General features: G+C 38.5%; 12 protein-coding genes and 1 pseudogene. 8 read left to right on the forward strand and 5 right to left on the reverse strand.

Annotated features, from left to right (window positions below; translation table 11 throughout):
- Window positions 1-60 precede the first annotated feature (60 nt).
- From FQU23_RS09010 to FQU23_RS09030, 5 genes and pseudogenes are all read right to left on the reverse strand, one after another.
- Window positions 61-4,317: an ATP-binding protein gene (locus tag FQU23_RS09010; protein WP_129752559.1), complete on the reverse strand. Its 4,257-nt coding sequence runs from the start codon at window positions 4,315-4,317 to the stop codon at window positions 61-63.
- Between the two features lie 45 nt (window positions 4,318-4,362).
- A pseudogene (locus FQU23_RS16395) lies at window positions 4,363-4,455 on the reverse strand (DUF1810 family protein); the annotation flags it as partial.
- A gap of 158 nt (window positions 4,456-4,613) precedes the next feature.
- Window positions 4,614-6,500: a restriction endonuclease gene (locus tag FQU23_RS09020; protein WP_113667241.1), complete on the reverse strand. Its 1,887-nt coding sequence runs from the start codon at window positions 6,498-6,500 to the stop codon at window positions 4,614-4,616.
- A 235-nt stretch (window positions 6,501-6,735) separates the two neighbouring features.
- A complete protein-coding gene (locus FQU23_RS09025; RefSeq protein ID WP_113667242.1) occupies window positions 6,736-8,247 on the reverse strand; it encodes an RNA-binding domain-containing protein in 1,512 nt (503 codons plus the stop codon).
- 2 nt (window positions 8,248-8,249) lie between these two features.
- Entirely contained in the window at window positions 8,250-8,867 is a 618-nt protein-coding gene (locus FQU23_RS09030) for a DUF4062 domain-containing protein (protein ID WP_113667243.1), read from the reverse strand.
- A gap of 588 nt (window positions 8,868-9,455) precedes the next feature.
- Between FQU23_RS09030 and FQU23_RS09035 the strand changes: the two genes are divergently transcribed.
- From FQU23_RS09035 to FQU23_RS09070, 8 genes are read left to right on the forward strand one after another with little or no spacing between them, the layout of a single operon-like run.
- Window positions 9,456-9,833, forward strand: a complete 378-nt coding sequence (locus FQU23_RS09035; RefSeq protein WP_113667244.1) for a single-stranded DNA-binding protein — start codon at window positions 9,456-9,458, stop codon at window positions 9,831-9,833.
- 43 nt (window positions 9,834-9,876) lie between these two features.
- Window positions 9,877-10,950 carry a DUF932 domain-containing protein gene (locus FQU23_RS09040; protein ID WP_147673664.1) on the forward strand — a complete coding sequence of 358 codons (1,074 nt, stop codon included), beginning with the start codon at window positions 9,877-9,879 and terminating at the stop codon, window positions 10,948-10,950.
- Between the two features lie 57 nt (window positions 10,951-11,007).
- A complete protein-coding gene (locus tag FQU23_RS09045; RefSeq protein WP_113667246.1) occupies window positions 11,008-11,202 on the forward strand; it encodes a hypothetical protein in 195 nt (64 codons plus the stop codon).
- Window positions 11,203-11,215: 13 nt separating this feature from the next.
- The gene (locus tag FQU23_RS09050) at window positions 11,216-11,752 is read left to right on the forward strand and encodes a PRTRC system protein E (RefSeq protein WP_147673584.1); all 537 of its coding nucleotides are present in this window, start codon (window positions 11,216-11,218) and stop codon (window positions 11,750-11,752) included.
- Between the two features lie 17 nt (window positions 11,753-11,769).
- Complete coding sequence (locus FQU23_RS09055) at window positions 11,770-11,988, forward strand: PRTRC system protein C (protein ID WP_086452615.1); 219 nt, start codon at window positions 11,770-11,772, stop codon at window positions 11,986-11,988.
- Between the two features lie 17 nt (window positions 11,989-12,005).
- Complete coding sequence (locus FQU23_RS09060; protein WP_147673585.1) at window positions 12,006-13,181, forward strand: hypothetical protein; 1,176 nt, start codon at window positions 12,006-12,008, stop codon at window positions 13,179-13,181.
- Window positions 13,178-13,900, forward strand: coding sequence for a PRTRC system protein B (locus FQU23_RS09065; RefSeq protein ID WP_086452613.1), 723 nt, complete (start codon window positions 13,178-13,180; stop codon window positions 13,898-13,900). The genes FQU23_RS09060 and FQU23_RS09065 overlap by 4 nt, the downstream gene beginning before the upstream one ends.
- The gene (locus FQU23_RS09070) at window positions 13,900-14,706 is read left to right on the forward strand and encodes a PRTRC system ThiF family protein (protein ID WP_086452612.1); all 807 of its coding nucleotides are present in this window, start codon (window positions 13,900-13,902) and stop codon (window positions 14,704-14,706) included. Before FQU23_RS09065 ends, FQU23_RS09070 begins: the two co-directional genes overlap by 1 nt.
- Window positions 14,707-14,899: the final 193 nt, after the last annotated feature.

The raw sequence follows: 14,899 nt of genomic DNA on the forward strand, positions 1-14,899 counted from the left end.
TTGAGGCCTAATCATTTCGTAATTAATATCTCATTTAAGAACAGCTATTCTTTTAATACTTTACCTAGCTTTTAGAAATCCCAGCTTTCCATTTATTTCATGATTCTCTAATTTGTACAATCCTGATATTTGAAGTTGTCCCAAATACTCACCTTTTTTCCAATGCCAGTTGCCAAGTACTTGTTTTTCGCCCTTGACATTCCAGAGCAAGGCAAGGTCTTCCTTTTCCAGCCATTCGATCAACTTGTCTTTCCTTACTAGTAATCCAGTAAGGCTTTTATTATTAACAGAGGGATCAAAACAAACAAGCTCGTCATTGCCATCTACAAACTCTCCTTCATTCTTGGAAAATTTCATTTCAAGCCCTTCCTTAATTTTTTGAACAGGCTTGTGATAATAAATCGAATCGCTTTTAGAACAGTCGTATTCTTCCTCCCATAAAAAATATTCGCTGGTGCGGTGGAATTCTCCGATAAGCTTACTGTTTTTTCTGCTGTAGACTTCAATCCAATCCTCGCCACTATAATAGGGTTTATTATGAAACGCAAAAGCTGCAGACCAATAATATTCCCTGGAAAAAACATGTGTCATTGTTCTGATTTCCGGTAAGTCACTGCGGAAAAAATCACCTTTAAAGTTCTTTTCGATGTTTACAAGATCGCTCCGGCGGACAAGATAACTTGATATCCAATAAGAAAGTTTTTTTCGGGCACTTCCATATTTATCTTCGCCAAGGGTTTCCGGTTCCGTCCAACTTAAATCTATATCAAGCCATAGCCACTTCTTTCCATCAGAATCCGCAACTTCCAGTATATCTGATGGTACAGGCAAATTATCTGTCCCTATAAGCCAATCCTTTATTGGTGAAGCATATGAATTGAAATTAGTATTGAACCACCAATTGGGCGTGTATTTCTTATAACGTTCGGCCTTGGTTTCTTTGATTATCATAGTTGGGTCAATGTCTCTTACATTTGGGTACCACGGTCCATCGTATGGAAGTGTTTTCCCTTTTTCATCCCATTCGGATTCATCTAAAAGCTCACACTGGTCCGATACCCTTGCTAACAATTCATTAAACACGATCCATTGGTATTTTTTCCCCATCCGCTCGTTATGACCACCGTCTCTTCCTGATCCCTGTCTGCTGTCAAATTCACTAAATATTTTGGGATCATAGCCCAATTCGAAAATTCTCTCGACAGCATAATTGCTTAATCCATCATAATCTATTTTCCAATTGCTCAGAGCACTTTGGAATACATATCGACCGAAGTCACCGTAACCGCCAGTCTTTCTGCCGTACTCGGTAGTCATAGATCTAAATATTGCCGTAGAACCCCATTGACCTTTACCGTAGTGTCCTTCTTCACCATCGGGCTCAAACTTATCATCAATTTCTTTGTTGGAAGGAAATTTCACTGGAAGCCGCTGGCTTTTATACGGAGGCCTGACTTTAGTGATTTCGAAATCTAATTCTAAATGTTCGTGTAATGCAAATTCAATCACACCCCTGGCATAGTCCCGCAGCAAGATGTTGGGTATCACCATATCCTTGTTGAAAATGTTGTCATAGATATAGTTGCACAATTCCATCAACGACTGACTCTTTCCCGATCTTAATACGCATCCGTAGGCAACGGCATACAGTCTTTCAAATATATAGGAATCGTTGACATCTTTAAACTTCTCCAAAAGGCGAGGAATCAAATGCACACGATTTTCAAGTAAACAGATTAATGCTTTTGTCGTAGCGTCCCGAAGGTAACGATTGGGGCTACATAAAAACCATGCGAGAGTCGTGCAGGCTAACAACATTACGTTATCGGATACATGTGATTTAACGTCATCTTTCCAAGCCCAATCTATTAAACGGTTTACAGCATTTGTACTGCTGTTGTCGCCATATTTATCCTGAAGATAAATTGTCCAGGTTTCATCTCTATCTGCCATCGTAAAGCCACTTAAAAAGTTGTGCAAGCTTTCCGCATTAAAATAAAATTCCGGTTTCATTGATGCTGATATCACAGTACCTAAAAACCTATGGAATAATTCCTCATCGTGAGCGATGACATCATTCACAAAATCTTTAGCAGCATCGCCGATACTTTCAGGTTTTCGCCATATCAGGGAATTTAAAAAAGCATCCGCTATCTGATAAAATGATTTTGCATGTTCGGCGAGCTCAAATATTTCTCTTCCTGTCCTTTCAGGAAGCTGTATTGCGAAAGCCTCAATCAAGTTTTGATTTTTCCAGCACGCCACGTCGTCTTTGAGCAATTCATGAAGCTTGCCTTTTTCAAAGGAGTCTTTCGGGTTTTCCATATCCAAATGTTTATCCAAAAGCATTGAAACTGTAAGATGGTCCTGAAACCTTTGGTAGGCAAAATATATTACTTCAAACTGTTTACCATCATCCGACCATCTGAGATCTTTATTAAAAACACCTTCGGAAAGCAGTTTTTTTAAGAATGGCTCAGGCTTATAACAATTGCCTGAAAAAATGGAATCAATTGTCGTAGTGGCATTATCATAGGAAAGAAACTCCTGATCTGCATCGACCATCTGAGACAATACTGCACTGACTGCCTTGTGTACCAATTTTTTACTTTCATCATAATGCAGCTCGGTAGCCGCAGAAAGCTTAGTATTGATGCTGTCCAGGTAAAATTCTATTATGGAAGTAATGCCGTCCACACCGGCGGGTATTTGTGTTAATCCTTTTGCCTGGATTGATTTGCAGAACAATTTCAAGAATAGTGGATTGTGAAATTCAGGATTCAATATCGGTGTTCCTGGCTCGATGATACCGTAGAAATCGAAAAACCGTTTAGTTGCTTCATATTCATAGTTAGCAAATCCTTCGTGCTTGACTTTAAGAATGACAGATTCGTCAAATTGTGCATCAGGTGCCATTAATCGCTCATACGAAGAACGCAAACTCAGCACAAGGCCAAGCCACGGAAATGATTTCACCGAGTCTATGAATGACTTCAAACGATTAGGCCATATTGATACACCCTCTCCTTCGTTTATGGCATCTATAAAAATTACAGTTCTCGTTTGAGCACTTTCGGCCTGAGCATTAAGCGCACTTAAAAATACGAGCTCATCAATTCCGTTAATTCTTAACTGATTGCGCAGGATTTGTGTCCACGGCAAATCTCTATTAGAAAAATTTTCCCCAAGAAGGAAAAGGCTTTTCTGCTGTTTTTCACTTCTCGTTTTTACGACGTCAGCAAATAAGTGAGATTTTCCGATTCCAGCTTCTCCCACCAACAACAGGTAGGGATGGTTAGCAAGAAACACTGTGTCGCCTGTTAAAAAATCTTTGTAATCACCTATTGCAGAAATGAACTTTCCGACAGCATTAACTTCTGTTGCGAAGGGACGGGTGTAAGCGTGAGGTTCAGGTTTTTTTTCTTTTTCCGACCTCATGGCATAAAAATCTCTCAGTACTTTCTCTGTTGGATCGTATGCTGCTTCCAAACTTTCAATAATATTATCAAAACCCAAATTTGCTTGTCCGTCAAAATCTATTTCTTTATAATCCTCTTTTGCTTTATTGATAATTACATCTAATATTTCAAGGTTTTCTTTGATAATTGCATTGTCAGTAGTAATCCTGATGTCGCGGTACTTTTCTATAAACTCAGCATAGCGTTCATCTGATTGCTTTTTAAAATTTTCATCTCTGGCAATACCATCAAAAAGTTTGGCTATCGGCAATTCGACATTCAAATCTTTGGTATATCTTGCTCCCAAAGCGGTTGTGCTTTCCTGATTTTTATAGTTGAACCATGTATCAAGAAATTCCTCCTGATTGAACCAGAAATATTTTATTCCTTCATTTTCCTTTTTGGAAAGCCTTGTGATAAGTTCGGAACTGCCCCAAAAATCAAATGTAAGGTAGATACCTTTTGTTTTGGCATAATCAATCCATTCCTGGGTCTTTGACTTCCATTTATCCAGCATTGACTTTTTTCCTTTGACCTTGCCGTCCGGCATGTCGATAGGTATAGCTATACAGTATTTTTTAAGATTCAGATGATTATCAATAGCCGTAATGACCGACTTATCAATTTCTGTCCATTGGGTAGCCGAGAAACTTGTTGTAAAAAACTTTGCCTGCCACATGTGTAAATCGCCATTTTCTAAAATCCAGTAGCATTCTTTTCCAGCATCAGGTTTGCCCATCCTCCAAAATTTATCCTTACCGACTACGATTTCTCGTGAAGCCAGCTGGCATACCAATTCTTCAAAGCCATCATTGAGGCTGTTATTTAACGGACGTATATTGTTCCAGTTTATTGCCATTCCTAAATTTTATTAACGAAACATATTGTTTGCTCATCTCGGATATCATTTATAGTATCGGTTAAGAACTTCCTGAAATACTGGATTGATATTTTCAACTTCTGAAAACATGGTCATGCAGGACCTGAGTTTTATATCATTGGGATCTTTGGCTAGCGTCCTTAGTTATTAAATCTAATTCCTTAACTGATTCAGGGTAAGTCATTTCCTTGTTTCTCTGTATTGTATATGATTTTACTATTTCCATTTTAGTGCCTTATAAAAACCAATGCTAATAAATATCTCTTATTTAGTTACTACAATAGTTGAATTTCATCCATGACCTTTTGAAATTCCTTAATGTATTTTGCAGCCAATACGTCCGCAGATTCCAATCCAATTTCACGAAATCGCATATACAGGGTAATTGTACTTTTAGAAAATCCTAAATCTAACATTTTGTTTCCTCGAATATTCAGGATGTCAAGCAATAAGGATTTTAGTTCAGTCGAATGTGTTGCCATTTGATCAGTTACCATATTATCAAATCCATTTCTGGATTCATAGGTATATTTATATTTTAATAGCTCCATTGCCATTTCAACATCAATTTCTTTTGCTAAAGAGAATTCCTTTGAAAGCCAAAATATTCTCTTCTCCAGCAAAATTGGAAAACTTATAGAATCAATATCTGGTGTGTACATCCACGTGCTGGGAGACAGATCTTTTTGTATGTTTTTCAGGATTTTTGGGATTTCTTCTGGCGGAATTCGTAAAATACTAACACCCAGTGTTTCAACTCTGCCATGAATAAGGTCAATTTTTTCAGGGTCTGTATCGGGGTCTACGGCCCAAATGATTGTGTCATCATCCATCTGCAAAGCCACCCAATGATGATCTAGCAATCTTCTTACCCTCATTAAATAAGACGAATCAATATTTTTTACTGCAAAGAAATTATAAGATGCAATTTCCGCAAGCTGTCGTTGTTGTATAATCTGGTTGTCGTACTGTTGAACCGGATCAATCTTTTGTTCAAAGTATGGAATAACTGAAATTCCCGAGTTGCGATGCACCATTACAATATCCTCATCAACATTTATAGTTTTAAATTTACCTTTAAGATCGGTGCAGTACTTTAGCTCAGGGAAAACTTTTCCGTTTTCAGTACTTATAAATGTTAAAGAGGAAGTCAGGTCAATTTCACGTGGCTCCTGAATGTCATGAATATATATAAAACTTTTAATCTTGCTGGTGGTGATATGCCACCACGTTTTACCCGGCTGTGATATTGGCAAAATTTCTTTTGCTATTTTATTTACTATATCCTGGCGTATAATTGATGGAGAATAATTTTTATCTGATTTTATTTTTACCTCAATAGTTAATGCATATAATGCTTTGTTTATAAAATCTAAATTATTGCCTGGAGGAATAAAGTTAATATCAAGGCCACCTGTGAATTGAAACCATCTTTTAAAATGCACTTCGTATCTCGATGAAAAATTGCCTCTATAGACCAATCCTTCTTCAACTTCCTTAACCCATTTTTTACTTTTAAGCTTAGAGATAATATTATTAAACGATTCGCCTTCATCACGGTCATCATATGGGAATTCCTGCACGGTAAGATCAAATTTAAAACTGCGCAGAGAATGAACTTGCCCGAGGTCGCTAAACCATTTATTCAATATATCCTTATTGTTCTTTATTTTCTCCCAGATTTTAAACCCATTCCAGTAACTTATGTCTCGAAAATCTTCCGGACTTTTGATTCCTCTGTTATATTCTTCATCATTAATGTATTTCTTTCCTTGAGGCGTTAGATCCGCATTTGTTACAAAAATACCTTGCTGGCAGTCTTTTCTCATAGACGCTACGACTAATGTATCTAAGTCATTGCCATTATAATGAGATTGATAATTCCCTGTATGCTTGCACTGTGTTATACATCTTTCTCCCTTAGTATTAGTAGTAAGAATATCTTGTTTCTCATCACCTTGGCCATCAGTTACATCAACTGCAGTATGGCCTTCAACTTTTACTAATATATCAAGGATAAATTCCGGAAACTTATCATAACCTATTTGAGACAGATTTTTAAAAATTCCTTCACGTGTCGGAGATGTGGTAATAGCATCTAAATCACTTTCAATTGTATGATAGAAGCGCTGACTTGTTCCTGAAATTAAATTGTAACCCATGCGATAGTTGTGAAATTGATCTTAGTTTAGGAATTATAATAAATGTAATTGTTATAGTATGCTTTTAGCCTTAAGCAGACTAAACTTTAAACCATCATTTAAACCATCATTGCTAAAAGGAAATAACTAGCTATCCTGATAAATGAATATAATTATACCATTAGTTTGTACTCTTGTATTACTACAATAATGGAACTTAATAATGGTAATAAAACTTATTGCTTTAGTTTCTATTCTATTTGATGACATGCTTAACCGTATCTGTCAGGTAATAACCTCCTGTTCTTCTTGATCCCTTAAACTCTACTATTCCAGCACTCTTAGCAATACTTAAATATCTTTCAACAGTTGGCTTGGATTTATCCATCACATCTATAATACCATTTGCATTCAATCCTTCATTATCTCTTAATAAAGATACGATCTTCATTAGCTCGCTTCTAATACCATCACTTATACCATCAATTAAACCATCATTTACCGCAGCATCTAAAAGCTTATTTATACCATCACTTAAACCCTCATCTATACCATCATTTAAATCATCTCTAAAATCATCATCTCTTGCCATTCTTTTATAAGGTAATGCTTTTGGTCCATTAAAGGTAAGTGTAACACCATCACCTGCATCTTTCCATACAGGATCTTTAAGACCTTCTTTGTGGCATTCTTCGATCACTTTCAAAGTACCTCTTCCTAACTTATCAATTAATCCCCTGAGAAAAACAATATGGGCAATATCTGGATTGACCGGATGTGATGTATGGCTTTTCTTAAGTTCGCTGACCTTAAGGTCTCCTGGCAGATGCCCGCTATTTGATATAATAATTTTATCCGGATAAATACTGATGGCAGCACTGCTGGATTGATTGCTGTAGTCTCTGTGCATTAAAGCATTTATAACGCCTTCCTGCAAGGCCTTGATTGGAAATTTGAAATCCACCCGTTTCCATTGGTTGGATGCAAATACGCTTCTCACTCCCAAATTGCTTATGTAGCGTTCAAGCCTGTCCTGCGTATCGAACAGGTTGCCTTCCATAACTTCATCTCTTAACAACGAATTATTGGTTTTAGAATCGCCATACTCTGTTAAGCGGACACGTACCTGGGGAATAAATTTTGATGGGTTCTTTGCAAATAATACTACACAGGCATTGCTAAAATAGCCATTCTCATAAAGACCATAATAGGACAGGAAATCCAGCAGATCGTCTGATTCAAAATTACCTCGGTGGTTTCTTCTTGATTCCTCAATAGTTGAGCGAATAAGTTTTTGGTCTAAATCTTCCAATTCTACATTTATAGCAGGACTGCGCTCCCAATGAATTTCAGATTTTTGCCTGCCATGGATAAGTTCCGAAATCTGGTTGGAAGTGGCCCTTTTAGTTTCCTTTCCCTCCCTGTAATAAATGTTCCCGTCAAAAATATAAGGCTGCTTGGATCCTTTATAGACTTTAAGCAAAATAATCTGCTTGTCATCTATCGGCTCATTGCTGATGGTTATCGGTGCCTCCGGAACAATTTCAGAAAGCAGGAAAATCTTCAGCCTCTCCACATGTTCAATGGCATTAGGAATGTCTCGTACTTGTCCTAAATCATCTACGCCTACCAATATCCGCCCGCCTTTGGCATTCAAGAAACTACAGATAGCTTTACCAATAGCCATCTTGTCAATGGAACTTTTGAATTCCATCTGATCACTTTCGCCTTCCTTTAATAAACTATGTAATTGGTCTTCTTCTCTCATTTCTATGGTTTCATTGCTTCTACGATAGCACGAACTCTATCTATATCTTTAAACTGGGTTTCAACAACCTTCAAAATGTCTGCCAGGCGATAGTATTCATCAACCCAATGTCCGGTACGCTTGTCCGGATCTATTTCATTGCGAATTATATCATTATACTGATGTACCAACCTTATATCATCTAGAACTCCTGTCCTCTTGAATACAAAATCAGGATTGGCTGCCTGCGGGGCAGGCCCTGGTAAATACATATATTGTTTCAATAACTCCCTTGCAACATAAATATCACGGTGTGAAACAAACCATCTAGGCTTTTCCAGTTCGATAGCCCTTCTCATTTCCTGATGCGTGATAGACAAATCTCCGGCAATGACTGCACCATATCTGGGAGTAATAATTCCAAACACCAAATCACTTGCCTCAACGGCATTAAGGCAGTTTTGAAGGTTAGATATCTTAGGATTAGTCGGTATGGTTTTGAAATGTGAGTTCATAACTTGATATCCGTAGGTACTTAATGTACTGCAGACCTGCTCCACAATATCTTGAGAGTTGAGTACGGTTGAAGCAACCATGATTTTCAATGGTTTTTCGGCAGCCTTTTCGTCGTGTTCACCCATAAATCAGTTAGTAAGGTATACAAAACTACGAAATTAAAACATAATTGAAGGAAAGATATTGTACATCTTGATCAAGATACCCACATCAGGATTGATGCGACTTCTTGAAAACAATCTTCCCATTACATAATCTTTTTCGCATCCAAAATCCCTGGAATGTTTAAAAGCGTCTTCCAAAACTATTTGTCTATCGGGCAGGATGCATAGTTTAATCTTTCATACTTATCTGGTAAATCATTGCTTCCCCTTCATTTTTAAATTCAATAACCAGTATGCTTTTGTCCCATTTCAAGAGCAAAGGTAACTCCGTGTTCTTAACGCAGTAGCAAGGCCGAATCTTTCAGATTTGATAAAAAATCTCCACCCATCCGGGTTGTATTTTTTATCAAAGCCTTGCTATTGCTAAACACTCACCTTTTTATGCTCATGAAACGAAACATAGCATACTCCGGCTCTTTAGACGAATAAAAAAAATGTCAGCAATGAGAAATAAAATATTACAAATGGATTTGATGAAACAAAACAGCACCTCCTCTCATTGCCGAATAAAATTTCAAAAAAAATTAATCACTAAAAATCGTAGAAATTATGAACATCACAGGAAGAGTGACAGCGGATGCGCAGGTACGCAACGTGTCGAACAGCAAAACAGTAGTGAACTTTTCGGTAGCCATCAACGACAGCTATAAAAACAAAGCAGGCGAGCGCATAGAGCAGACAACGTATTTCGACTGCGCCTATTGGCTTAGTCCAAAAGTAGCGCAGATACTCACAAAAGGTACGGTGGTAGAACTGACAGGCAAAGTGAGCGCAAGAGCGTGGACAGGCAGTGACGGACAACCGCACGCAGGACTGAACTTCAACACCTCGCAAATCAAACTTCACGGGGGCGGTAAAAAAGCCGAAGCGGTACAGGCTCCTACAGGAAACAACAATGACGATACAAAGGACGATCTACCATTTTAACAACGAGCACCTAAATAATTTAAACAATTTAAAATTTAAAATCATGGCACATAATATCAATTTTAACAGCGAAACAGGACGTTATTCATTCTTTAGCGTAAAGGAAAAAGCGTGGCACGGACTAGGGCAAATTGTAGAGCAATACCCAACAAGCGAGGATGCTATAAAATTTGCAGGGTTAGATTACGAAGTCGTTAAAAGTCCTCTATTTACCAAAGGTTCGGGTATTATCCAAACGGCTGACAGTATCGAGATTGGAAGTAACGAATTGGAAGTCCCTAACTATTTTGCCAATATACGTACGGATAACAATGCAGTATTGGGGGTGGTAGGCAAAGACTATCACATCGTACAAAACTGTGAAGCTTTCAATTTCTTTGATGCTATTGTAGGTGGTTCACAAGGAATATTGTACGAAACCGCGGGAGCATTGGGACAAGGGGAACGCATCTTTATCACCGCAAAACTGCCCGATTATATCCGTGTAGGAAATGGCGATGATGTAACGGAAAAGTACATTTTCCTAACCACTTCACACGATGGCAGTGGAAGCATAACAGCAGCCTTCACCCCTATCCGTATTGTTTGCCAAAATACCCTTAACGCCTCGCTTCGTTCGATGAGCAACGTGGTACGCATCAAACATACTTCGGGAGCAAAACAGCATTTGGAAAATGCCCACAAAGTTATGGGCTTGGCGGATACCTTAAGCAACCAGTTAGAAGGAATATTCAATCAGTGGGCTAAAGTAAAGGTGACTGACCAAGAAGTAAAAAAACTAATCCAATTAGCTCTTTGCCCGAACAGGGAAACATTGGATTTGCTTAAAAAGGGTGCGGAAGATGAAGTTTCCACCGTGTTCAAAAATGTGGTGCAAGATGCCTTTGCATACGCTATGACAAGCGACACTCAACAAATGGATACCACCAAAGGCACATTGTTCGGGGCGTACAATGCCGTGACAGGCTACTATCAGAATGTACGCAATTACAAAGATGATGAAGCCAAGTTACAAAGTATTGTAATGGGTGGAACAGCTCAAATCAAATCACAGAAAGCATTTGAATTGTGTACTTCTTTCGAGAAAATCGGTTCAGATGTATTCAATTTCAATTAATCCGAATGTTTAACCACAGGTGACCGCCTACGGGTGGTTACCTTTAAATAGCAGAAAATGAAAGTAATAGATTTAAACGGTTGCCCTATTGAAGTAACAAACCTTAACGAAGCAATCCGTATAACCAAACGGTATAAAAAATACAGGCATGAGAATGAAAGCTACTCCGATTATGACAAAAAGCAGAACGCCTACTGGACAGATATGTACGAGAAGCTGACAACAATAAAAGAAGGATTAAACAACAATTAAAATTTTTAAAACGATGAATGCAAATTTTTTCAATCAGATAGCGCAAATAGGCATTACAGGAGATTTACAACTCACTATATCAAAGGGTATAGAAAACACCCTTATTATTTCCATAATACTTCAAAATGACCAATGTGGAGATAATGCGAAACAACTGATACCACCGCTTAATCTGCGGGGAACGGCAGAAGAATTGGACGAGGGATTATTTCAGCAGATAACAACGCCTTTGCAAACCGCTTCGGGTTTAATGGTAAATATGGAAGCCTTTATGAAGCAATTGGAAGTAGCCAAAAAGCAATCGGCAATGGAAAAGGAAAAATCCGACACACAAAAGAAAGAACAGGAAGCCAAAGACAAGAAGTTTAAAGACGGTATGGTAAAGGCAGACGAATTGGAAAAAGAGGGCAAATTCCGTGAAGCGTGGATGAAAGTACCCGAAATTACAGATTATCCCGAAAAAGCGGACGAAATACGAAAACGCAAATCGGAACTATCAAACCAATTTTCTTCAACAGGTCTGTTTGCAACAGAACAACCTAGTGTTTAACAAAAAATTCAATAGTTATGTTAGTAACAACACAGTTAGAACGAGTATTTATACTTAAAGATAAAGGACAGGAGATCAGACTGACCGACCCCGAACCACGTTGGAGTGTGGAAGCGGTACTGAATTTTTACGCCAATACGTATCCCATACTAACCACCGCAAAAGTATCTGCCCCCATCATCCGTGATGATAAGATAGAATACAAATTAGAGAGCGTCATGGGAACAAAAGGTTAAACCAAAAATAAAAAACAATGAACTATGCAACGCAATATCCTATCGGGAACTATAAGCATACCCGAACAGAAAACACAACGGCAACTGAACCAACAATTGGGCGAGTTCGCACAATGGATGCAAAGAGCCAAAGACACAAACGAAGTACGGAAAGACAAACAGAAATCTGTACCGATAGCAATGCTTCCAATGGTTTTCTAAAGTGTGGGTTTCTGCCTAAACTGAAAACAACACAATCCACACAGGATTGTAAGAAAACAGCAAAAACGCAAAGGGATTTTTACAAGTCCCTTTCCCAACTTACAGAGCATTACGGCATTGAACCGTTACAAACGCAGGAATACGGCTATCCCTACAATATGGCTTTGGCTATGTGGGATGCTGAAAGCAAGTTAAAACAAAACAATGTCAATTGGGATAATTTACGTTTGGTACAGGATAGTAAGAAAACATTTTTTACGAGCGAAGAACGATACAGCACAGGTACAACCCTATACTATATTCCAATCGTGCCACTCTTTCAAATGCTCCATGACCCAAAGCGTAAAAAGACGGCTCAATTGCTTGTTTCGATTTGCAGTTATCTATATCATATTGTCGATATACCGTATTATAGACAGGAAAACAGCTATCTGTATTGGATGTATGAAATTATGAACGATTGGGTAGAACAGGATGATTATACCGAAGAAACGGACAGCTGTATTGCTGAGATTGCAAAAGCTGAATGGATAGGCGAACGGGTTGAACAGAAGCTATTCAACCGTATCAATTTACAGGTATTTGAACAGCGTTTAAACCACTTTAAAAGCCGTGACACATTCGACCAGGAGTGCCAAAAAGTAGCTTGCGATGCCTTTGCCCTCTATGCGCAATATCCATTTGAGAGCATTTTCCGAAACGCACCAAGACCCGAAGAAGACCCCTATACTGATGAAAACGACTCCGAAACTGTTGGAATGGAAAAATACATCTCCTTTATAGCGGATACCACAGGTTGGTTGTATGAAAGGCTTGCCGATAGCATCAATAATGAGTTTAACGAGTATGGAGTAATGGAAGAACCGACCATTTGCAAACGCTTTGACGGAAGTACCATTACACAAACCAATCTTGATTTTGAGAACCGCCTGTTTGCCCTTTTGGACGAACTATGCACACTACTATATGATTATAAAACAACAAGAAAATGAGCAACGTAAACGACATAACCGATAATTTTGGAACGCTTTACCATCCAAAATCTGCATTGGTTTTTTACCAAACCAAAGGGACAAATACCTATATGTATGTGGAGCATTTTGATATGAACAAAAACGGAAATCCTATCAATGCCCATCCATTGACCGTAAATGAAGCCAAAATATTGGCAAAGGCTTTGCACACCGATAAAGAAAAGGACAAAGCCTTTTTAAAACCAAAAGGAATTTTGCCGACCAATATACTGCATATTAATCCGAGCGAAAAAGGCACTGTACTTTGGTACACCAAGGCACAGGAACAGCAATTGTATTTTGTAAACGGCTTGGGCATGCCCAACGGCAAAGCGTCTGTACCGTCAATGCTTTGGTATGCTAGTAAAAACAGCCTTGCCGTATTTGCTCTTACTACTGACAGAAGACCAACAGAAAATACACCATTGTATTTTGCTCCTTTCTTCAACATTTATGAAGATGGTAAAGTATGTATGGGAACTGTAAGTATAGACATTAAAAATTCTGCTTCTGTAGAGGAATTTACCGATGCTTGGGAAGACTACTTTTTTAACAGCTATTTCAGCCATTTATTAGGAAAACAAAATCCCATAAAAGGGAATTGCGTAAGCCTTTGGAAAAAATTGATTGAAACAGGTGAAGCCTTTCCTAAAGATGTATTGAAAAAGAACAACAAAACCCTTAAAAATCTTTTGTGATGAATACCGAAAAACTAAAAGTACATTTTACAGATAACTATTTGATAACTCCCACCAATCCCATTACGGTAAACTTAATCGGTGCAGGTGGTACAGGCTCAAAGGTTTTGACCGCTTTAATGGAAATAAACCACAGCTTAATCGAATTGGGACACGCAGGCTTACTGGTGCGTTTGTGGGATGATGATATTGTGACCAATGCCAATTTAGGAAGACAGCGTTTTGCCGAAATTGAAACAGGGTTATACAAATCCGTTGCACTAATTAACCGTGCAAACCGCTTTTCAGGGACAAATTGGAAAGCCGAAACCACAAAGTTTGAAAAGGACAGTTTGGGCAGAATACCCGAAGAAGCACAGGCAACTATTTACATTACCTGCGTGGATAATATAAAGGCGAGGTTTGGAGTTGCCGAAATTCTGAAAGAAATTTGTAAACGCAGACACCACAGGGATGAACCGAAATATTGGTTGGATTTTGGCAACAGCCAGCATACAGGGCAAGTGTTACTGTCTACCATAGGAAACATTCATCAACCCAATTCGGAGAAATACGAAACGGTGGCAAGCCTGCCAATGATTACGGAAGAATTTGGAGAATTATTGAAGCAGTCCGAACAACACGATGAAACACCGAGTTGCAGTTTAGCGGAAGCTTTGGAGAAACAGGATTTGTTTATCAATTCCTCTTTAACACAAATGGGCTGTTCGCTTTTATGGAGCTTATTTCGGTATGGTATGACTCCGTACAGAGGCTTTTTCCACAATCTGAAAGACTTTCGTACCCACCCCATAAAAGTCGCCTGATAGTCAAAATCGGGCGGCAAAAAGACACTCCCTTCCGATGGTCGGGACAGTCTTTTTGCGCCAAATCGGTGCAACCACTTTACCAAAATGCACCTTTCGCACTTCCTAACTCCGCATTTTACCAAACAGGTTGGAATCTTATTTCTAAGGGATATTCATTATCCCTTTCGTTGTTTCAGCCGACTTCTTTTCT

Source organism: Flavobacterium sp. XN-5, assembly GCF_008033395.2.
In the GTDB taxonomy this organism is placed as follows: domain Bacteria; phylum Bacteroidota; class Bacteroidia; order Flavobacteriales; family Flavobacteriaceae; genus Flavobacterium; species Flavobacterium hiemivividum.

Excerpts from the sequence above, each read along its gene's own strand:
- FQU23_RS09010 (WP_129752559.1), bottom strand. The coding sequence starts at position 4,317 with ATGGCAATAAACTGGAACAATATACGTCCGTTAAATAACAGCCTCAAT.
- FQU23_RS09020 (WP_113667241.1), bottom strand. The coding sequence starts at position 6,500 with ATGGGTTACAATTTAATTTCAGGAACAAGTCAGCGCTTCTATCATACA.
- FQU23_RS09025 (WP_113667242.1), bottom strand. The coding sequence starts at position 8,247 with ATGAGAGAAGAAGACCAATTACATAGTTTATTAAAGGAAGGCGAAAGT.
- FQU23_RS09030 (WP_113667243.1), bottom strand. The coding sequence starts at position 8,867 with ATGGGTGAACACGACGAAAAGGCTGCCGAAAAACCATTGAAAATCATG.
- FQU23_RS09035 (WP_113667244.1), top strand. The coding sequence starts at position 9,456 with ATGAACATCACAGGAAGAGTGACAGCGGATGCGCAGGTACGCAACGTG.
- FQU23_RS09040 (WP_147673664.1), top strand. The coding sequence starts at position 9,877 with ATGGCACATAATATCAATTTTAACAGCGAAACAGGACGTTATTCATTC.
- FQU23_RS09045 (WP_113667246.1), top strand. The coding sequence starts at position 11,008 with ATGAAAGTAATAGATTTAAACGGTTGCCCTATTGAAGTAACAAACCTT.
- FQU23_RS09050 (WP_147673584.1), top strand. The coding sequence starts at position 11,216 with ATGAATGCAAATTTTTTCAATCAGATAGCGCAAATAGGCATTACAGGA.
- FQU23_RS09055 (WP_086452615.1), top strand. The coding sequence starts at position 11,770 with ATGTTAGTAACAACACAGTTAGAACGAGTATTTATACTTAAAGATAAA.
- FQU23_RS09060 (WP_147673585.1), top strand. The coding sequence starts at position 12,006 with ATGAACTATGCAACGCAATATCCTATCGGGAACTATAAGCATACCCGA.
- FQU23_RS09065 (WP_086452613.1), top strand. The coding sequence starts at position 13,178 with ATGAGCAACGTAAACGACATAACCGATAATTTTGGAACGCTTTACCAT.
- FQU23_RS09070 (WP_086452612.1), top strand. The coding sequence starts at position 13,900 with ATGAATACCGAAAAACTAAAAGTACATTTTACAGATAACTATTTGATA.